The 19,474-nt window shown below is 43.9% G+C and carries 17 protein-coding genes; 3 read left to right on the top strand and 14 right to left on the bottom strand.

Features of this window, described 5'->3' with window-relative positions; genetic code table 11:
* Nucleotides 1-207, top strand: a 207-nt coding sequence (locus PIL01S_RS29765; RefSeq protein ID WP_218029826.1) for a hypothetical protein, incomplete at its 5' end; no start/stop codon positions are given.
* 29 nt (nt 208-236) lie between these two features.
* Here the strand turns inward: PIL01S_RS29765 and PIL01S_RS15695 are convergent.
* Complete coding sequence (locus PIL01S_RS15695) at nt 237-1,190, bottom strand: LysR family transcriptional regulator (protein WP_246058321.1); 954 nt, start codon at nt 1,188-1,190, stop codon at nt 237-239.
* 147 nt (nt 1,191-1,337) lie between these two features.
* Here PIL01S_RS15695 and PIL01S_RS15690 point away from each other — a divergent pair, with 147 nt between their 5' ends.
* Nucleotides 1,338-2,192, top strand: a complete 855-nt coding sequence (locus PIL01S_RS15690) for an SDR family NAD(P)-dependent oxidoreductase (RefSeq protein WP_246058313.1) — start codon at nt 1,338-1,340, stop codon at nt 2,190-2,192.
* Between the two features lie 170 nt (nt 2,193-2,362).
* On the opposite strand, the gene PIL01S_RS15685 is transcribed toward PIL01S_RS15690, so the two are convergent.
* From PIL01S_RS15685 to PIL01S_RS30185, 7 genes are all read right to left on the bottom strand, one after another.
* Nucleotides 2,363-3,187 carry an imm11 family protein gene (locus PIL01S_RS15685; RefSeq protein WP_127538282.1) on the bottom strand — a complete coding sequence of 275 codons (825 nt, stop codon included), beginning with the start codon at nt 3,185-3,187 and terminating at the stop codon, nt 2,363-2,365.
* Nucleotides 3,188-3,542: 355 nt separating this feature from the next.
* Entirely contained in the window at nt 3,543-4,016 is a 474-nt protein-coding gene (locus PIL01S_RS15680; protein ID WP_127538281.1) for a hypothetical protein, read from the bottom strand.
* A gap of 449 nt (nt 4,017-4,465) precedes the next feature.
* On the bottom strand, nt 4,466-5,356 hold the full coding sequence (locus PIL01S_RS15675) for an AraC family transcriptional regulator (RefSeq protein ID WP_127538280.1): 891 nt from the start codon (nt 5,354-5,356) through the stop codon (nt 4,466-4,468).
* A 281-nt stretch (nt 5,357-5,637) separates the two neighbouring features.
* Nucleotides 5,638-6,102: a GNAT family N-acetyltransferase gene (locus tag PIL01S_RS15670; protein WP_127538279.1), complete on the bottom strand. Its 465-nt coding sequence runs from the start codon at nt 6,100-6,102 to the stop codon at nt 5,638-5,640.
* A gap of 256 nt (nt 6,103-6,358) precedes the next feature.
* The gene (locus PIL01S_RS15665; protein ID WP_127538278.1) at nt 6,359-6,946 is read right to left on the bottom strand and encodes a GNAT family N-acetyltransferase; all 588 of its coding nucleotides are present in this window, start codon (nt 6,944-6,946) and stop codon (nt 6,359-6,361) included.
* 360 nt (nt 6,947-7,306) lie between these two features.
* Nucleotides 7,307-7,693 carry a nuclear transport factor 2 family protein gene (locus tag PIL01S_RS15660; protein ID WP_127538277.1) on the bottom strand — a complete coding sequence of 129 codons (387 nt, stop codon included), beginning with the start codon at nt 7,691-7,693 and terminating at the stop codon, nt 7,307-7,309.
* Between the two features lie 140 nt (nt 7,694-7,833).
* Nucleotides 7,834-8,400: a DUF1361 domain-containing protein gene (locus PIL01S_RS30185; protein ID WP_371859965.1), complete on the bottom strand. Its 567-nt coding sequence runs from the start codon at nt 8,398-8,400 to the stop codon at nt 7,834-7,836.
* A gap of 617 nt (nt 8,401-9,017) precedes the next feature.
* Between PIL01S_RS30185 and PIL01S_RS15650 the strand changes: the two genes are divergently transcribed.
* Complete coding sequence (locus tag PIL01S_RS15650) at nt 9,018-9,374, top strand: DUF3221 domain-containing protein (RefSeq protein ID WP_127538275.1); 357 nt, start codon at nt 9,018-9,020, stop codon at nt 9,372-9,374.
* Nucleotides 9,375-9,416: 42 nt separating this feature from the next.
* Here the strand turns inward: PIL01S_RS15650 and PIL01S_RS15645 are convergent, their stop codons facing one another.
* The 6 genes from PIL01S_RS15645 to PIL01S_RS15620 all read right to left on the bottom strand — a co-directional run bounded on the left by PIL01S_RS15645 (nt 9,417) and on the right by PIL01S_RS15620 (nt 19,300).
* Nucleotides 9,417-13,256, bottom strand: coding sequence for a GH32 C-terminal domain-containing protein (locus PIL01S_RS15645; protein WP_307720991.1), 3,840 nt, complete (start codon nt 13,254-13,256; stop codon nt 9,417-9,419).
* 114 nt (nt 13,257-13,370) lie between these two features.
* Nucleotides 13,371-14,273 carry an ROK family protein gene (locus PIL01S_RS15640; RefSeq protein ID WP_127538274.1) on the bottom strand — a complete coding sequence of 301 codons (903 nt, stop codon included), beginning with the start codon at nt 14,271-14,273 and terminating at the stop codon, nt 13,371-13,373.
* Nucleotides 14,274-14,292: 19 nt separating this feature from the next.
* Nucleotides 14,293-15,768 (bottom strand): glycoside hydrolase family 32 protein, encoded by a 1,476-nt coding sequence (locus tag PIL01S_RS15635; RefSeq protein ID WP_127538273.1) that lies wholly within the window; start codon nt 15,766-15,768, stop codon nt 14,293-14,295.
* A 32-nt stretch (nt 15,769-15,800) separates the two neighbouring features.
* Nucleotides 15,801-17,411 carry an ABC transporter substrate-binding protein gene (locus PIL01S_RS15630; protein ID WP_127538272.1) on the bottom strand — a complete coding sequence of 537 codons (1,611 nt, stop codon included), beginning with the start codon at nt 17,409-17,411 and terminating at the stop codon, nt 15,801-15,803.
* A gap of 56 nt (nt 17,412-17,467) precedes the next feature.
* Nucleotides 17,468-18,349, bottom strand: a complete 882-nt coding sequence (locus tag PIL01S_RS15625) for a carbohydrate ABC transporter permease (protein ID WP_127538271.1) — start codon at nt 18,347-18,349, stop codon at nt 17,468-17,470.
* A gap of 15 nt (nt 18,350-18,364) precedes the next feature.
* Nucleotides 18,365-19,300, bottom strand: a complete 936-nt coding sequence (locus PIL01S_RS15620) for an ABC transporter permease (protein ID WP_174818704.1) — start codon at nt 19,298-19,300, stop codon at nt 18,365-18,367.
* Between the last annotated feature and the right edge of the window lie 174 nt (nt 19,301-19,474).

Raw genomic sequence — 19,474 nt, 5'->3', positions numbered from 1 at the left:
GGGCACATTCTCACGTCCTTACGACTATATGACTACGGAGGCCGAATTTCGTTACAGCCTGGACAGAAAATTTTTAATTTTCGTGTGACAATAGGTGATGGGAATTATTCAAAACATCATATCATTTCATTGGAGCTTAAGGACCATGAAAAAGAAAATGACAGTCCAGAACGTGAAAATAAAGTTCTGAACTGTCAGGTTTGTTGAACTATCGTTTCCCGTTAGCTTAACAAACCCTATAATAATTTAGACATAAAATACTGGTCAAAAGGTTTGTCATTTATCAATAGTGAGTTTCTTTTTATTCCTTCTATCTCGTTTATGATTTCTAAGAATTGACCCAATTCCTTGGATGGATGTAATGGATATATTAAACCATATGGAACTGCGAAATCTAAATCACTAGGGATCGTCACCAAGGATGGATGAATATCTGCCCACGCCTCCAACGTTAACATAACTGTATTACTTTCCTCACAGCGATTAAACACATCAAGATCATAGAGACGCGGAACATCTTTTATTTGTATTTGAGGATGTTCCGTTTTCAGGAAATCACGTAGGTCATGAATGACGGCACTATTCCCACCATTCACTACAGCCAATCTTTCCCCATACAAATCTTTGACAGAAAGTGTTTTTCTTAAAGCCAGCTTATGTTGCCGAGATACGGCAAAGCAAACGCGGTAACTCCCCAGTTCAAGTACACGGTAGTAATCTTTCAAATTATCTGTAAGAAATGGCCCCGCAATGATATCGAGTGATTGGCCAATCATGCGGTAAGTGGTTGGGAGTGTATGTGCGTCATCTTCGAAATGAACGATGTTTATACCGAATTGAGGGTATCGGTCGCTAATCCCATTCCACAAATCAATTAAAACCTTACAGGGATTAAGCATAGAAGTACCCACCCGAACAACATGCCGATCGACCCGTGCAGAGTGATGCATGCGAATAAGAGATTCTTGAAAATACTGCAGCATATGTTCCGCATCTTTGATAAAAGCTGTTCCTGCCTTTGTGAGGCTAACACCGTGGTTGGTACGGATAAAAAGTGGGACTCCGGTTTGCTTTTCCAACAAATTCATTTGTTTCATCACAGCGGTTGAAGAGATAAAAAGCTTTTCGGCTGCCTTAGAAAAACTTCCGGACTCCGCCACTTGAACAAACGTCTTTAATTGCTCAATCATTCAGGCAGGCTCCTCCCTTTTGCATAAACCATAAGTTAATACCATGCTAACTTATTTGAAATTCCGTATCAACCTGCTAAACCGTAACATTATAGAAGAACGAAAGAGAAAACAGAAGCTTTAAAAATACTACACACAAGAACTGTATTGGAGGATAATACTATGGAAAACAAAGTCTGGTTCATTACAGGAGCCTCTCGCGGATTAGGGCGCATTTGGGCGGAGGCTGCACTCTCTCGCGGGGATAAGGTTGCCGCGACTGCTCGAACACCCGAAAACATCGCCGAACTTAAGGAACGTTTTGGAGACGCTGTTCTCCCCCTAGCACTCGACGTAACAGATTCCCAGCAGGTCGAGCATGTCGTTCAGCAGGCTCATGAGCACTTCGGCAGGCTGGACGTCGTCCTAAACAACGCCGGTTACACCCTGGTTGGTACGACTGAAGAGGCTGACGAATCCGACGTCCGCGAACTATTTGACACCAATTACTTTGGTACGCTTCGTGTGATCCAAGCTGTCCTGCCTCTGCTTCGACTACAGGGCAGCGGGCACATTCTCGGTGTCTCAAGTGCCATGGGGATTGTTGCGGCGCCGCTCATTGGCTTCTATTGCGCGTCCAAATGGGCAGTCGAAGCATTGCACGATAGCCTGGCTCAGGAGGTTAAAAGCTTCGGCATTAAGGTCACGTTGCTCGAGCCGGGCGCCTTTGCAACTGACTTTGGAAGCCCCCTTTCCATGAAGACATCACAGGGATTGGAGGTCTACGCTGAACTTCGAGATAGGGTGTCCCTTCGTTTATCGACAGAGGAACGAGGCGATCCGAATGCGACGGCCGATGCGATTCTTCGAATCATTGACGCCGAGGAGCCACCTCTGCGCTTTGCTGTCGGCGCTGGTGTCTTGCCTTTGGTACGCGGAGTCTATGCAGATCGTTTAGCCACTTGGGAGACATGGGAAACTGTTTCGAACGGAGCACAAGGAACACCGAAAAGCCATCGTTAGATTTGGAATTAGCAAAAGGTAAAGAGACAAGGGGCAGCTGCCGACAAGGCAGTCTGCCCCTTGTTTCTTTACGTTACTTCCAAGTGAGCCTATACGTAGACTTCAATTCAACTAACCTGCCCGTTAGTTGAAAAAAGCAGCCGATCTCATAAATCAGCTGCTGATTTCTATTACTCTTCAATATTAGAGGGTTCTATCTTGTGCCACTTCTGCAAAAGTAACACTGGAGGGATATACACAGGCATGATCCACTGGTACATTAACGCTTTGGTTAAATCCCCCAACCAGAATCGCCCCTGGTCATCCAACTGCATTTTGTAAGCACCACTTGCCATAGAATAACCTTTGCTTATCAGTTCGCGAGCTTCATCGTAGCTAAATTCTTCTTCCTTATTCTGCTCAATTTGTTCCAAGACAGATTCATATGCTATTCGTTGTTTCAGCTCTTCTCCCTCTGTCTTCTCGAGATCATATACTACTGAAAAATCCAATCCTTTCAGCTTATTTTTCTCCACCCAGTCTTTAAACTTATCTGTAATAAATACTTCCACGGCAGCTGTTTCCTTAATTTTAAAAATATATGTATTTTCAGGTATTTTAGCTTTATCAAACACCAAATTTTCGAAACTCATCCACGATCCATCTTTAAATCTACGAATATCTGAACGATGATAATCCACACAATCCAGTACATTCGTAACATTTATCATAAATATATTTTTATCTTCATTACATAATGGCAGAAACTCTACTTTGTTTAGCAGTATGCGATCTTTCTCCATCATAAGCTTAACTCGCTCTGAAACAACGGGTTGACCAATAACATAATGAGGGAAATCGCTATAAACTCTTTTATAAAGAGTCTCTACATCAATTTTTGTCCAACCTTCTAATTTTGATCCACCTTCAAATGAACTATTTATTGGATGAGATTCCTCTTCCACCGCTGCCAACAATTTAACCTTAGGATGTTTAATTAGCTTAAAAACCTTCAAATCGTCCTCTCCTTACCTAGATAATACAACACAAACAATTATTGAGTTAAACTAACCTGCCCGTTAGCTTAACGAGGTCACAGTCTAATATAATTTTTCCGTTCGCTACTGCCCTAAAATGTATAACTTTATATCTTTTTTTGTCTGTCTGCTAAGTACAGCTCTTTAGAGACAGACTCCAATCATATTTATAAAGCCTATAGTAATTTTTTTACTATTGTTGTATAGAAAGAAAGAGGCCTAGTATGCAGACAGACTACTATCTTTGATGAATTTTCTAAGAATCGGTTTTTACAAAGTAATTGCCGTAATAAAGAATCTGTTTTTTATCAGAGTGCCTTTTAGGTATGGTACATTAAAGACCTAATTCCTCATACGTAGAAGCAATTCGGGTAGATGATGCACCTTTTAAAGTGCCCGTCGATGTGAAGTTAACATAAAATGTGCTTGCGAAAGGCATCTTACCCCATAGGTTATCAGATTCTCCAGGGGCAATAGTAATACTTCCCCATACTTTTCCCTGAGGAGAGTGTTGTGTGATAGTAACTATCATTTTTGTTGTTCCTGAATTTTTCATTTTCACTTTAAGCCAAGGTATATCATCTGAAATTACAAGCATTTTTGAATCACTTGTTCTACTCCCATCAAAATTTATGGACCATGGCTTATCAGAAGCGTAAGGAACCCCTGTTTCATTTCCAGGTTGCTTGATCAACACTGGTGATGGTGTTGATAAATATACTTCTTTAGCAAATGCGGAAGATGCCACACCAAAGATACTTGCAGCAGTAATTGAAGTAGCAAAAATACGTTTGATTGCTTTATTCATCTGAATACCTCCAAAATTATAACCGGAAATATAACTTCATCCCGCCCACCTCTACTTTTGATTTTTTGGGATTTGCAGGAGCCGGTTGTTCGTTTTCTTCTGCCGAGTGGTGCTTTTGAAACCATTATAACGTATCTACCTGCGGCTCAATTCTTGCCGTTAACCTATTTTTACCTCTGTAATTCTCAAATAGAGAACGCTAAAAGTTGCTGTTAAGTTATGAGGATCTAATAAAAGAATTTCACTCCATAAAGGTATACAAAAAAGGATCGTTAGCATTTCTGCAGCGATCCCTATCATCATCCCCTAGATGTAAACCGCAGTTGATCACATTAATTCTTTTTTAAAGCTAACGTTTCCCGTTAGTTTAACGAGGAATAGAGCAGTTGCCAATTGCAAACTGCTCTATCTGTTTTAACTATATTCAAAGAGGAAGCTTTCTGAAACAATCACAACTCATGTATTTTTCTTACCGCAAACCATAGCTCAACAAAATTAAGCCCGTCTTTAGCTCCTGTAATTTCAAATTCCAACCCATCGACCTGTTCGTATCCAGCAGTAGGAAGCCATTCGGAGAAGAACCGTTTATATAATGTCTCAATTGTTTCATCAAATTTATCCCATGTGAACGGATCAGAGGAAAAAATCGCCCAGGTTTGAGCTGGTATGGTTATACTCGTGTAACCCTCAGTTTTACTTGAATCCCCTTTGAATGCGGACAGCATATAAGGAAAATGATCCTCATCTGTTTTTTTGTAGCTACAAACAGCATGTATTTTATGATAGTTCTGATTTAAAAAGGTTGGTAGGTCTCCAGCATTGTCCGCCAGCCTTTCAACCTCGCCGTTAGCATGGCATTGCTTCCAAAATTCTGCTGGAGTATCTGCTCCGTTTTGTTGAAATACTTTTTCAATACCGAACACTTGAAAGGATTCTTTTGTCTCAATACGATAGTTCATAGCCTTTTCCCCTTTAATTGAAATAAGGAAGGAAAGTCGAGGAAAGGCTTTGAGGGAGGTCCCTTCTTCTCGGGCCATTGCTGGATTAACACCATGTAATAATTGAAAAGCCCTTGCGAATGAAACTGGAGACTCATAACCATACTTTATCGCAATATCAACTACTCTCAGATCACTATTCTGCAATTCAATTGCAGCGAGAGTAAGCCTTCTTCTCCTTATATATTCCGCAAGAGACACATCTGTAATGAATGAGAACATTCTCTGGAACTGATGTGAAGAACAACAAGCACATTTAGCAACTTCCTTCAATTCGATCTTTCCAGTTAGATTCAATTCAATGTAATCCAATGCTCGATTCATCCTCATCAGCCAATCCATCTGATCCCTCCTCATAACAGAAGTATAGTTTCACTACATTTTCATATCGCAACAATTTGTGCACAATTAAGTTTCCTTGGAGAATTCAAGTCGATTTTAAAAATTAATTATATAGCACAAAGATGTACTTATTACAGGTAATCCTGAACGTTAAGATAATCTTTTATACTAATCTGCCCGTTAATTGAACAAAAGCAGCTGATCACTTTGACCGGCTGCTTTATTAGTTTTATTACGCTAACGTTTCCCGTTAGTTTTAAAGGTTAATCCTTACCTATCGTTCAATCCCAGTGCTTTTCCATAGCTTCTTCACATCGAGAAAAGCCACTTCTTGAATAAAAATTTACGCTGTCGCTACTTGGCCAAAGTATAAGAAACTCCACCTCATTCTCTTTTGACCATTTTTCCATAGCTTTATGAATTTTTGAACCAATACCTTGGTTCCTGAAAACAGGGCGAGTATAAACATTTGTAACGTAGCCGTAATAAGGATCTGGAGATTTCCCTGGCCGCGGAACTTTATGTATTAATTGAAGATACATATGTGAGACAAGCATCCCTTCAATTTCTGCAATCCAAATATACCAATCTCCGCTTTTAATTGCTTTCACTAAGAACTCAGTACAAACCTGATTAAATTCCTCAAATGTAACCGCAGTATCCATACGTTCCTCTTCTGAAAAGTCCCAACGCATTTGAACAAGCTGCGGTATATCCTCCAATGTGGCCAAACGAACTAGCGTCATACATTCACCCCTTAGTTGTAAATATCTTCAAACTTTATTTTATCATGCCTTTCTGCTAACCTGCCCGTTAGTTGAACAAAAGCAGCTGATCACTTTGACCGGCTGCTTTCTTAGTTCTATTACTTTAACGTTTTTCCGTTAGTTCAATAGAAAGAGCAGGCTGTGGTTGCCTACTCAAAAATATGTGTAATCTACCCTTTAGTTCAACGAATATCGAATAACCTTGTTTATTACTAAACCTAAAGGAACAACCTCTCTAATTACTCACTTTTTCAGAACTCGTGCTGAAGCGAAAGACTAGCTTTTCTCCATCTTCAGGATGATGACCAAGTTCTTCGGAGTATTTCCCGTTGGTACATGTGTAAAGTGTTCTACGCCAGAAACGTTTCGCACGTTCGTTTCGTTCGGTGGGATTTGTTTGCAATTCCCATTGCCCTGGCATCTTTCCAATAATTTGTCGCACCGCTTCTTCTCCAACACCCTTTCCTCGATAATTACGTAATAGGAAGAACTCATTCATGTAATAATCGATATAGTGAGGACATGGTATGAAAGGGGAAGTAGCCACAAAAGCAAGCCCCGCAGGTATATCATCCACTGTGATAAGATAAGGGAATAATATGTTCGGGTGTTCCCACCAAATATCAAACACGCGATTCTGTTCAATCAAAGTTCGGGTATCATCATTCTCAAACACCCCATAACGATTGACTTTGTGTTCCCATACTTCAGACAAATCATGCAGATAAAGAGGATAAATATTATTGATAATGAACTTCTCCTCCATACCGCATAGTCTAGCGGTAACATTTAACTTATTTAATTCATGATTAACGCAATCCATTTTGCAACTCCTCCGATTCCGATACTCTCAATCAACGATAGTACTGATACCATAATTCTTTCCTAGCATCAGTATAAGGTGAATATCGCATCCTTTATAGGCAGAGTATTTATATATTCATTTTTTACATAACAAAAGGCCCGTGTTGGTTTTATCCAACACGAGCCTTTTGTTATGCCTGCGTTTTATAAACAATCTTCTTCATGCTGCCATGGGATAGACAGTAAGAATTCGCGAGTTGATCCACATTCATACCCTACCTGAAAAGCTTCCGAGTTATACCCAATGATCCTGAGGTGATTTTAATATTATGCCCTTGTTAAATTCAACTGACCTGCCCGTTAGCTTAATGAACGTGGCTCAACTGTAATCTTCAATTAACGAGAGCTTTCCTTCCCTCATCTTAAACGTTGAGTTACCTTTTAACTCCAGCTTATCCCCACTCTTTAATCCATTTGGTAAATCGACAGCTAAGATACCCTCGTAATGGATTTCAACCTCTACGTTGTCAACCCTTATAACATTGTAATCGGTAATTGTCTGGCGACGTCTAGAGAACATCGTTGCCGACTGTTCTGCCAACTCCCTAAATGCTTGTATTCCTCTGGTTTCTATTGTCGTTTCTCCATTGGAAATATTTCTGAATATTATGTCCTTATGCAAAAGTTCAACCATTCTTTCAATTTCATATGAATTGTATGCTTCAAGATAATTTTCGATTATATCCCTTATTTCCTTGCTATCCATAACAGGACTCCTCTCTTGACATAAAGGTGACACCCAAGACAACTAATTTTCGATGTCATACTACCATATATTTAATATATACTGCCTGTTAGCTTAAAGAAAAAGAGCAGTTGCCAAAAGACAAACTGTTCCTGCAATATTCATTCTTTCCTAGACCTTGCAGTCAACAAGGATACAATAACGTATGCAAATATTTGTATTAAAAATACAATGGCCACAAATTCAATAATCATGTTGTTCCTTGCAACAAGATCATGCACTATATCCATAACAATTTGCCAAGGCCTGGACAATACATCCCATGAATTCCACCGATTAAATCTCCCAATGTATACACCCAAACTACTCAACAGTAAAATAACGCCTATAACCATCATGTTAATGTACTTATTAAATAACTTGTTTAACACACCATGTATTTGAATGATCGAGCAGGTCGAGAGAAGTAAGCCTAGTATGGCTACGGCAAACGTTAGGGTGAGGTTATACCAAAAATCAATATTGCTCCAAAATTGTGTTCCTTCTTGAGCATTGAAATATCTGAATGAATGCAGGATTTCAGTAAAAAGGTATGCCGAATTAGGCAAAAAAAATAGCCAACCCGCACTCATCGGCACCATCCAGATCAGACTCATTTTCGTTAATTTCTTATTGAATATGTATCTAATGCATGATGAGATGATATATGGTATCCATGCCAGGAACATATCCCAGGTTAAGAATTGATACATATTCGTATCTGATTTGATACGTAAATACATCGCAACACCTAAACAACATAACGTAACCACTAGCAAGGTTAAAATAAATCGAAAATCTTGAACAGGATGTTTGTTATCATTCATTTCGTTGCTGCCCATTCCCTTTCCCTGGGGATTTACAAATGAATTGTTGTATTCTTAAACATTTGAATATCCAGATTATAACATGTATTTATTAAACCATCCTGCCATCAGCTTAATGAACTAGCTAGCGAACTAGATTAAATATACAATTAATCAGCATTCGAATCATGTTCTAATCCTTTACGTTTATCCGTACAAGTTCTTATCCGATTTAAAATGTTGACCTTTCTTTGGAAGCATATCAAAAAGCCTTAATTATCAGTGTTAGATTCCATGCTAACATGAACTTTAACACTGGAAACCAAGGGGAGGGATTATCGTGTATTTATCGCCTCGTTATTTGTCCTAAATCATATTAGTGTTGATTTGTATTCAAAGTGGGTTAGAAGACTTATAGATTGTAGAATCTCAACCAAAACGCTCTGTACTTTGCTTGATGAGCAGCCAACCCAAAAAATAGTGTACATGGGAGGTTCATTATGAAAAGAATAATACTGTTCATCTTAATTAGTTTGCTTGTACTTCCCGGCTGTTCTGACCGGGACGAGAAAGAGAATTATCCAATTTATGAAGGTACTGTAGTATTTAAAACAGACGAAAATGACAAGTACAAATTTCTTGTTCTTCAAAATATACGTAAGGAAGATTTGAAGAATGGTACTCTTGAGGATTTTATAGAACTAGCACAAGACCAGGAAGCTTCGTATTATTTTGTAGATAAAGAAAACTATGAATCAATTGAAGTAGGGGAAAGAGTAAAAATCACTGCTGACTTTAACCAACAAGAATCCTCGCCACCTATTAGAACAGTTGTGAGTATTGAAAAAATCAGTTAGAGGACCACACTTCACGTGTAGTCCTCTTTCATAATTCAACGGTTATTGCACTTTGTTTTCCAAAGTCCATTTTTGATATTCATCTTCAGGATTGACTTGATCCATCACCAGCTTGGTTCCATCTTCCGATATACGGAGTGCATTACCGTTGTGCACACTTGTGATGGTTACCGTCCCATCATCTTTTTTTGAAAAGTTCCAGCGTTGATTGGGATACCCGAGATATGGATAGAGTTGAATACGATTCTGACCGACATCCCAATCCAATGACACCCCGCTGACGGTACGGATGGAGTAAGAACCGGAATCATCACCGGTAGGCACAAGTATCCAAGTATAACTTGATTCTTCACCATCCTTTTCGGTACCAACATTCACAACCTCACCTGCTTGGGATTGCATCGCTTGTAGGGCCACAGGAAGTTCTGCACTGCGAATGATCACGGTCTCCAGAACTGCTTTTTTCATGTCATATGCATTCACATGCTGGAAAGACGCACTGCCTCCAAACGTATGAACACCGAAATGTCCCTCGGCAAACGTGCCATCCTGAACATCCATGATCCGTTCACCGTCCAGATCCACCTGAATACGAGTTCCCTTCGCCTGAATCTGGATATGGTAAGACTGATCACCCCAAATGAATTTTGGAATGCGGGCAAGTACCTGCCGATTCTCGAACTTTCCATCCACTTTATAAAACAGGCGAATCGCCTTCAGGTTGGGATCAACATTCAGATAATAACCACTTCGTCCATCCTCGCTTACCCGAAACAGAATGGAACCCGCTCCTCCATCAGCATCCAGCTGCAAGTCAGCCTCATATCGGAAGTCTCCCGCAGTCTCTTGCGCGATATACTGTGAATCACTGCGGTCACTGCCCTGTATGCCATGGTCCGAAACAAACCACTGCGCAGACGGTCGATCCTTTTGCCAGCCGGATAAATTCGTGTGGAATACGCCATCCGTTACCGTAATCGGGATTTTGGCAGAAGCTTTGCCGTTAGCCATGGAAGCTGTCACCCAAGCTTCCCCCTTGCCTACAGCACGAATCGCAGCATGTGTTTTGCCAGAATCAACGATTTTCACCACTTTAGGGTTACTCACGGTCCATTTCAGCGGTTGGGCACCTTTTCCTGGTCCGCCCTCAGTCGAGGCATAGAGGGTTTCGGTATGACCCACATTCGTTACTCTTCTCTGCGTATCTGCAATAATCTTCGGAGGGGAGGACATGCCTTTTCTCCAGATATTATCCAAGGCATATACATTCATTGAGATCACTTTCACATCTCCACCAAGGCTGTAGAACGCCATCGACCTTCCAGCCGGATCCGGAAAGATTACATCCGAGAAAACCATTCTGCCATCATTGCCAAACACTTCAACAGAAGCTTCATCGACAAATATTCGCAGCTTGATCCTCCCGTTCTCAGGTTGTAGCGCAGCTTCGTGAACTTTGGTAAATAAGCCCGAGAAACTCACGTCTCCCGAAGCGGTGCGATCCACGAACATCGTCTCTTTCTCCGTCTTGTAGCCCACGGTCGTTTTTTGTCCTTCCCTTTGACGCAGGTGAAAGCCAAACTCAGTAACGGGACTGTCTGCCGGAATTTCCACTTCTGCTTCAATCTCGTATGCACCTGCACTCAGACCTTTGAGCACATTCTGCGATCGTGGCCCGACCACCACCTGCTCTGCACTGTACAGGTTTTGCCGGAGTGTCTCCAGTTCGATAACAGGCTTTTGTACCAGACGTACACCCTCATCTGTTGTTCGGAGAGAAACTTCTCTCGGAATGGTCAATTGCCCTTTCCAAGGGTTCGTCGGGAAATCAAATGGATAATCCCAGTTCGTCATCCACGCAAGCATCACTTTCCGCTGATCCGGCATATTCGCAAATGACATCGACGCATAGAATTCCTTGCCGAAGTCCGTCTTCAGCACTTTCCCGGCCGGATGGTCGTTCAGGAATTCCCCCTCCGCTGTCAGCTCGCCTACAAAGTATTCCGCATCCGATCCTTGCGTCTTCGTATTGGCTCCGGTACTGATCATAAGCACCCACTTACGCTCATTCGTCCCCTCTACAGGCAGCTGAATCAGGTCGGGACACTCCCATACCCCTCCGCGAATGTATTCCCCATATCCGAAGTTATCGGTTAATGTCCAATCAAGCAGATTCGTTGAGGTAAAAAACCGGATATGATCCCCTCCAGATACCACCATAATCCAGCGGTTGTGCTCTTCATCCCGAACGACCTTCGGATCCCTAAAGTCCCAACTCCCCGGGTCTTCGCCATTTTGGCCAGGGTTCTCGATCACAATCGGATGGTCTTCAGCGTATTGCCAATTCCGGCCTTGATCCGTACTATATGCGAGACCAATACGCTGATTGCCACCAGGCTTACCTGGATGGTACGACGTATAGTATGCAATCAGACCTTTGCCACCGGAATCCGAGAACAGGCCGGATGCGTTGTTCAGATCCGCAATCGCTGATCCCGACCATACATGACCCAGATCATTCCATGGTAGCGCAATGGGTAAACGCTTCCATTTCACAAGATCCGTACTGACTGCATGGGCCCATGTCCCTCCGTCCTGGTGAAACAAATGATACTCCCCCTCGTAATAAACCAATCCGTTCGGATCACTTGCGGACCCTCGAATCGGAGAGTAATGATATTGGGGACGGTATTTTTCCGTATAATACATCGAATTTTCCGTGATGTACGTATCTTGAAAATAGGCGACACCCTGTTCGACTTCAAGTCCGGCATATCCCTCGGCATAACTAGAATCCATGACCTCCACCGCCGGTGCTGCATATCCATCCACATACACCTGAATCAGGCGACCGGAGGCAACCACTTCGATATGGTGCTTTGCTGCCGGTTGACTTGGGTATGTACGATCCGAATTCGCAAGAATCGTTCCATCCACCTTTTGCAGCTGTACCCGAACCTCTTCCCCTTCTCTACTAAGAGCTGCTTTGTATCCCTTTGTCCCGTCTGCATTCGACCTGAATAGTAGAGCTGCGAAGCTCGTATCGGCCAAAGATATATCTCCCTCAAATACAAAATCCCCTGCTGTTTTCTCGTATATGATCCGCGTTTCCTCTTGCGCATTTCCTTTGCCCCGATATCCCTGTAGATCCGGCTGCCATTCTCCTTCACGGTGAACGGGGTTACCTAGATTTCCACCCATGGTACTGATCTTCACATTTTGGAATAAGCCTGATCCGTCCCACACATGGAGCCCCAGTTTCCCTGATACATACGCACTGTCTTTCACATCAATCACCGGGTCGTACCCGCCATCCCAATACACCTGCAGCCTCTCACCAACCGCTTTTACTTTCAAATGATAAATTCCGCCAGTCTCCACGGATACCGAGTACTCTTCCAATAATGTACCTGACCTACCACTGGCATCTCTTAGTCGGATCAGACCAGCCTGAGGAACCACTTGCAGCATATAGGAAGACCACCCCGTATCATTGGAACGGAAAACAAGGCTGGCATCTGCATTCATATCCTGGATTAACAGATCCGCTTCATATATAAAATCATCGGCCCGCGTGTCCGATAATACGGTCACATTCTCCTTCTCTTCGGAAATCAAATGAAGTCCTTCATTTGTATCTTCAAAATTGCCTTTACCATGCAATGTCCAACCGGACAAATTCGTTGCTGCCCTGGACACGTCCATTTTCATCGGAACCGCCTCCGTATGTTGAGTTTGAGATTCTGGACTCTTGGATGATGCCGTACTCTGCTTCATCGTCACCTTATCCAGATGGGAAGTCATTGAATGCGCTTCCACAGAAGTGAAACCAAGGACACAAGATAACAAGACGCAGCTAATGGACCTTAAAATGAATCTCATGAACATCCCTCATTTCTCTGCGTGATATAGAAAAAAAGAAAGGACAGTGCATTCCCTTAAACAACTGAATCAGTCTTTTAAGCGATTTGCTCCGTCCTTTCCCGAACATGTGGATTACAATGATACCGATGAATCAGTCTTGACTTGGTTAAGTGCTTCAATGCCCAAGGCAAGTGCACCGTATAAACCCGCGTGTTGTCCCAATCCTGGTGGAACAATATATTGGTCGATGTGCTGCAGCAATTCAGACACGTTCACATAACCATGGAGATTGTGTACAACCTGTTCCCGAATCATGGGAAACAGATGCATTTGCTGCATGACTCCACCGCCCAAAATGATCTTCTGTGGTGAATGCAGCAGGATGGACGTCGTAATCGATTCCGCAATATAAAAGGATTCGATCTCCCATGCCAGGTGGTCCGTCGGTAGCTCGCTGCCAGGTCTCTGCCAGCGGGCTTCGATGGCTGGCCCTGCAGCCAGTCCCTCCAGGCAATCCCCATGATACTTGCATAAGCCGGCAAAGTGATCCTGCGGATGCCGCCTCGTTCGGATGTGTCCACCCTCTGGATGCAGCAATCCGTGTACTCTTTTTCCTCCAGCAATAAGTCCAACGCCAACACCTGTGCCAATCGTATAATACACACAGTTGTCCAAGCCCTGCGCAGCTCCCCATGTGACTTCCCCCAGAGCAGCAGCATTCACATCCGTATCCCACCCGAAGGGAACAGGGAATTCACGCTTCAAGATTCCCACCACATTGCAGTTTTCCCATTCGGACTTCGGAGTTGTGGTAATGCAACCATAAGTAGGGCTATCCGGCTTCAGATCGATCGGACCAAAGGAACCAATGCCGATAGCCACCACCCCTTTATCTCTGAAATAGTCACTCACCTTGGCGAGTGTAATCTCGGGATGCTCCGTCGGAAAACTGCACCATTCCTCCATATGTCCTTGTTCGTTGCCTATTCCGCATACAAACTTCGTTCCGCCCGCTTCAATGGCACCTATACGCATCTACCTGCCCTCCTTCTCTTTATTTCTCATGGGCTTCCACCTTAACGGGAGACAATTCGTAGATATGAAGAGCAGAGAAGACCATGTCTTCCTGATCGGCATCAACCGTAATTCGCGCAGCATCTACATCCGGATAGATCAGGTCAGTAATAACGGCCTGACCGTTACTCGCAAATACCTCAACCGAAGAAGAATCCACATAGATACGCAAATGTTGAACCCCGCCCTGAACACTTGCTGTGTGACGTCCCAGGAAATGTTCATGGAAATCAACGATGCCTGATCGACTGCGATCAACGTACACCTCACGCTGATTCGCGTCTACACCAACGAGCGTTTGATGACTGGCGCTGCTTCTCAAGGTAAATTGAACGGATTGCTCCGATTCCCATTGCGCATCGACTTCATAGCTCACCAGCTGCAGCGTGCTAAGATGTTTCCTCGCCTCTTGGACAGAAACGTTGTGCAGGGTCAATATCGGTTTCCGGGCTTGCTCCATCTCACGGGCCGGACGCTGAACCAATGTGACTTTACCGTCTATCGTTTCCAAAGTAAGCTCCCGAGCAATCGTCATCGCGCCACGATAACCTTCGGTTGGCGTTTGGTTGGCATACATCCAGTTGCTCATCCAGCCCATAAACAGGCGTCTGCCGTCTTCAGCCGGAATGTCGGACCAACTGACTCCTGCGTAGTTGTCCCGGCCATGGTCAAGCCAGCGAACGGTGTGGGAAGCTTCATCCGGAACAAACGTCGACCCATCAAAATCTCCGATAAAGTACTGCGTTCGCGAGCCTTCCTTGAACGCAGGATCTGCACCGATACTGACAAGCATGACCCATTTTTCATGCCCATGGTCCCCATCCACCGCCAGCGGGAAGAGATCAGGACATTCCCACACGCCGTCATGTGAACCGATGCCTGTGCCGAATTCACTGCCGAGTGTCCAATCTTTCAGATTGGGAGAACGGTACAAGCATACCGTCTGACCACAGGCAATGATCATCACCCATTCCTTGCTCTGCTCATGCCAGAACACCTTGGGATCACGGAAATCGACATAAGACTCATGCTCCAGTACCGGATTCCCCTCATATTTGTTCCACGTGCGGCCATTGTCCTTGCTGTACGCAATGCTCTGCCGCTGAATCGGTTGATCGTTCGCCACTTCCAGATGATGCGTGAATATCGCCACCAGTCCTGGTTCCTCATCAAAGAAGCCGGAAGTATTATTCCAATCCACTACAGCACTTCCTGAAAAGATCATGCCGTGTTCATCCGGCGCCATAGCCACAGGAAGCTCTTCCCAGGTGAACAGATCCTTCGTCACGGCGTGCCCCCAATGCATCGGTCCCCATGTTGTGCCAAACGGATGATGCTGATAGAACAAGTGATACTCCCCTTTGAAAAATACCATGCCATTGGGATCATTCATCCACTTCTCGTTCGGCGAGAAATGATAAGCACCTCGGTAATCGGTTGTTGAAATCGTAGACATGTAGGTTCTCTCCTTTGAAATACATAGTTTTTTTATTTCGTATTGCGGTCATATCCCGCTTGTTTAATCTGAAGCCATTCCTGCAGTCCAAGACGATCCAGCTCTTTCAAATAGGCATCCCATTCCTGCTCGATTTTCCCGTTTTGATACCATTCCGTGCGCATGCGCAGTACATAAGCGAACAGGTCGGTTTCAATGGTGGACAGTCGGTCGAGCTCATCAATGGAGAAAAATACGCTTGGATAGACGTTTTCCGCTTTCATATGTGGAACCATGACCCGATCCAGAAGCTCCATGCGCCATGCAGCATCTTCTGGTTTAGTCGTGTATTTGTCGTAGTAACTGTCGAGAATCGCCAGCGGTCCGGCAATGCTCGTTTTTTGTCTAAGTTCGACAGGCGCAGCCCCTTCTAATGGCAGATGCTTCAGCATACCCTTGGCTTCATCAAATCCAAAAATATTTTGCTGCGTTTCATCCCCGTACGTTCCCCAGTTGTTTTGGATCGATTGGAGCGGATCGTACAGCTGGTCTACCCACTTCGCTGTGGATTCCAGATTTTTATTGCTGCTCGTGATAACCATACGTCCTCTGTCCAGTCCGATCCCATTGGTTCTCGTAACATTTCTCTCTCCATCCGGACCGGCAAGCGGAGGCAAAACATCATACGTGTCATTCATTCCCGTAATGTTGGCCTTATCCCAAGTGAAATACATGCCGTACTTATGGTCCTTGCCTTTGGCCAGATACGTATTCCAGTCCTGCTGATAGGCTTCCACATCCACAAGACCTTCCTGGACAAGCTCATGGATATATTTCACAGCTTCCTTATAACCTTCATCCGCTGCCGTAAAGACGACCTTACCCTCGTTCGTTACCACGGTATGGTCCCAGTTCTCCCCAAGTCCGAATGCGGCAAAGAGAAATGTCAGATCTTCTCCGCCCGGCTTGTTAATGAACGACAACGGAATTTCATCCGCTTTTCCATTTCCATTGGGATCTTGCGTTTTGAAGGCGATTAGCACTTCCTTCAATTCCTCGGTCGTCGTCGGCATCTTCAGTCCGAGTTTATTCAGCCATTCCACATTGATCCATGGCAGATTATCCACCGCTTGTATCCGCTGCTTGCCGCTTCCCAGTTCCTCGATCCATGGGAAAGAGTAAATATGTCCATCCGGTGCCGTGATCATGCTCTTGTATTCCGGAGCTTCCTCCAGCACCTTTTGTAGATTGGGCATGTATTGTTCGATCAAGTCTTCGAGCGGAATGATAGCCCCATCCTTGGCCAGTTTCAGGAGATCATAATCTCCGTAACCTGCGTCAAAAATGGCATCGGGTAAATCCCCGCTGGCTACCGCCAGATTTCTTTTTTCGGCAAACACATCACTCGTGTAGTTCTTCCAGTTGATATGCACATTGGTCTTTTCCTCAAGTCGCTTGTTAATCAGTTTCTCGTTCGGATCGGCCGGAGCCAGCGGCGAGCTCTGTGTGATAAAATTCAGTGTCACTTTCCCGTCGGGAGACTGGGCTTCACTGGCTGCGCCGCCGCCCCCTCCTCCACCACAGGCTGTGAGCAGAAGTACAGCAGACAACATGGAAAGGGATACCGATGTAATGCCTCTTTTGGACTTTTTCACTTTTTTCATGACGTGACCTCCACTTTATATTGTTGGATCTGGCTTAAGATATCTCAGGCTGTTCACTATTTGAGTGAACCTACCATGACACCCTTTTCGAAGTACTTTTGAAAGAACGGATACATGATAATCAGCGGTAGACTTGAAATGACGATGGCAGAATACTTAATCATCTCGGATAACCGTTTGAGCTCCGCCATGGCAAGCTGATCACTGATCATGCCCGGTGCAGCCTGGTTCTGGATCAGAATGGAACGCAGAACGAGCTGTAAGGGATGAAGATTGGGATTATCCAAATAAATCATGGCATCAAAATAAGAATTCCACTGCCCAACGAACGCGTACAACGCAAGGACAAAAATGATCGGTTTGGATAGCGGAATGACAATCTGAAAGAAAATCTTCATATCGGAAGCACCGTCCACGTTCGCAGCTTCTTTCAGTTCCCGTGGTACACCTTTGAAAAAAGTTCTGGAGAGAATGATGTTCCACACGTTAACCGCTCCGGGAATGATGATCGCCCATATGGTATCCAGCATGCCGAGATTACGCACAAGCAGATAAGTCGGAATGAGGCCGCCACCGAAGAACATCGTAATGATAAACAGAACCATGAAAAATCCTCTTCCCGCCAGCCTTTCCTCAGACAAGGCATAACCTGCACAGATAGAAACCGCCACGGTCACAAAGGTAAACGAAACCGAGTATAGCACTGCATTCGCGAAGCCTCGAATCATGGCCGGATTGGACAGAATCATCTGATAACCATCCAGACTCCAGTCGGATACATTGAAGGACAGTCCCTGATTAAGCAGTACGGTTGGATCCATAAAGGAAGCGATAACAATATAAATGAGAGGAACGACCACAACCAGTACAGCACAGGTGAGAAAGATGGCGTTCAGTGCGAGGATCAGACGATCCAGCCCCGTCGGTTTGATAGTCATGAGTGATACTCCTTTCTAATAAAGGCCTTCGCCTTCGTTTAATTTCTTCACAATCAGATTCACGGTAACGAGCAGGATGACGTTAATGACAGAGTTAAACAATCCTACGGCCGCAGAATAGGCGTAATCGCCGGACTGCAATCCGACCTTGTAAACATAGGTGGCAATAATCTCGGATGACGGCAGGTTCATGGATGTTTGCATCAGGTATGCCTTTTCGAATCCGATGGACATAATTCCCCCAGCTGCAAGGATAAACACAATGGCCATAATCGGACGAATGGTCGGAAGGTCGATGTGGCGAATACGCTGAAGAAGATTGGCTCCATCCAGATTGGCTGCATTGTGAAGCTCTGGATCGACATTGGCTAGAGCTGCAACGTAAATGATCGAGGCCCAGCCTGCTCCGGTCCAAATATCGGACAAGATGTAGATCCAGCGGAAATATTCAGGTTCGGACATAAACATGATCGGCTGTCCAGTAATCCATGTGGCCAATTGGTTCACTGGCCCTGTTGGGGATAAGAAAATGAACAGCATGCCCACAACAACGACAACCGATATGAAATTGGGTGCATACAGAAACAATTGAATATTCTTTTTCACTCCAGCTTTGCGTACCTGATTCAGCATGAGTGCCAGCAAAATCGGCACCGGGAAACTGAATATCAATCCAAAAAAGCTGAGCTTAAGCGTATTCATGAATATGATGTCGAAATTGGGAGAAGCCAAAAACTTCTCGAAATGTTTCAATCCTACCCAATCGCTGCCCATAATCCCCTTGATCGGACTGAAATCTTTGAATGCGATGATGGCTCCATACATCGGAATGTATTTGAAGATCAGTGTCAGGATTAGAGCTGGCGCAAGCAATACATACAGGAAATAATTCTTTTTGAGCTGCTGTAACGGATGAAAAATGGAACTCCTCTCTTTGAGGCCTTTCCCCATCCTCTTATTGGTGTTTACTGTGTTATCCAACACACGACCCCCGTTCATTATTAAAGTTTACAATTGCTCATAGTAAGGGCTTTCAATATTTACAATTGCTTATTTGATATTTTACAATTTATCAGGATGAGTATCATTTAGTCAATACAAAATGTGAAAAATAGTTGTGCATTT

Origin of the sequence: Paenibacillus illinoisensis NBRC 15959, from assembly GCF_004000925.1 — a bacterium.
GTDB lineage: Bacteria > Bacillota > Bacilli > Paenibacillales > Paenibacillaceae > Paenibacillus > Paenibacillus illinoisensis.
This window is presented reverse-complemented; position numbering and strand designations above follow the sequence as displayed.

What these genes read in the sequence shown, in the direction of transcription:
- PIL01S_RS15695 (WP_246058321.1), bottom strand. Translation starts at nt 1,190, where the DNA reads ATGATTGAGCAATTAAAGACGTTTGTTCAAGTGGCGGAGTCCGGAAGT.
- PIL01S_RS15680 (WP_127538281.1), bottom strand. Translation starts at nt 4,016, where the DNA reads ATGAATAAAGCAATCAAACGTATTTTTGCTACTTCAATTACTGCTGCA.
- PIL01S_RS15675 (WP_127538280.1), bottom strand. Translation starts at nt 5,356, where the DNA reads ATGGATTGGCTGATGAGGATGAATCGAGCATTGGATTACATTGAATTG.
- PIL01S_RS15670 (WP_127538279.1), bottom strand. Translation starts at nt 6,102, where the DNA reads ATGACGCTAGTTCGTTTGGCCACATTGGAGGATATACCGCAGCTTGTT.
- PIL01S_RS15665 (WP_127538278.1), bottom strand. Translation starts at nt 6,946, where the DNA reads ATGGATTGCGTTAATCATGAATTAAATAAGTTAAATGTTACCGCTAGA.
- PIL01S_RS15660 (WP_127538277.1), bottom strand. Translation starts at nt 7,693, where the DNA reads ATGGATAGCAAGGAAATAAGGGATATAATCGAAAATTATCTTGAAGCA.
- PIL01S_RS30185 (WP_371859965.1), bottom strand. Translation starts at nt 8,400, where the DNA reads ATGTTCCTGGCATGGATACCATATATCATCTCATCATGCATTAGATAC.
- PIL01S_RS15650 (WP_127538275.1), top strand. Translation starts at nt 9,018, where the DNA reads ATGAAAAGAATAATACTGTTCATCTTAATTAGTTTGCTTGTACTTCCC.
- PIL01S_RS15645 (WP_307720991.1), bottom strand. Translation starts at nt 13,256, where the DNA reads ATGAGATTCATTTTAAGGTCCATTAGCTGCGTCTTGTTATCTTGTGTC.
- PIL01S_RS15640 (WP_127538274.1), bottom strand. Translation starts at nt 14,273, where the DNA reads ATGCGTATAGGTGCCATTGAAGCGGGCGGAACGAAGTTTGTATGCGGA.
- PIL01S_RS15635 (WP_127538273.1), bottom strand. Translation starts at nt 15,768, where the DNA reads ATGTCTACGATTTCAACAACCGATTACCGAGGTGCTTATCATTTCTCG.
- PIL01S_RS15630 (WP_127538272.1), bottom strand. Translation starts at nt 17,411, where the DNA reads ATGAAAAAAGTGAAAAAGTCCAAAAGAGGCATTACATCGGTATCCCTT.
- PIL01S_RS15625 (WP_127538271.1), bottom strand. Translation starts at nt 18,349, where the DNA reads ATGACTATCAAACCGACGGGGCTGGATCGTCTGATCCTCGCACTGAAC.
- PIL01S_RS15620 (WP_174818704.1), bottom strand. Translation starts at nt 19,300, where the DNA reads ATGGGGAAAGGCCTCAAAGAGAGGAGTTCCATTTTTCATCCGTTACAG.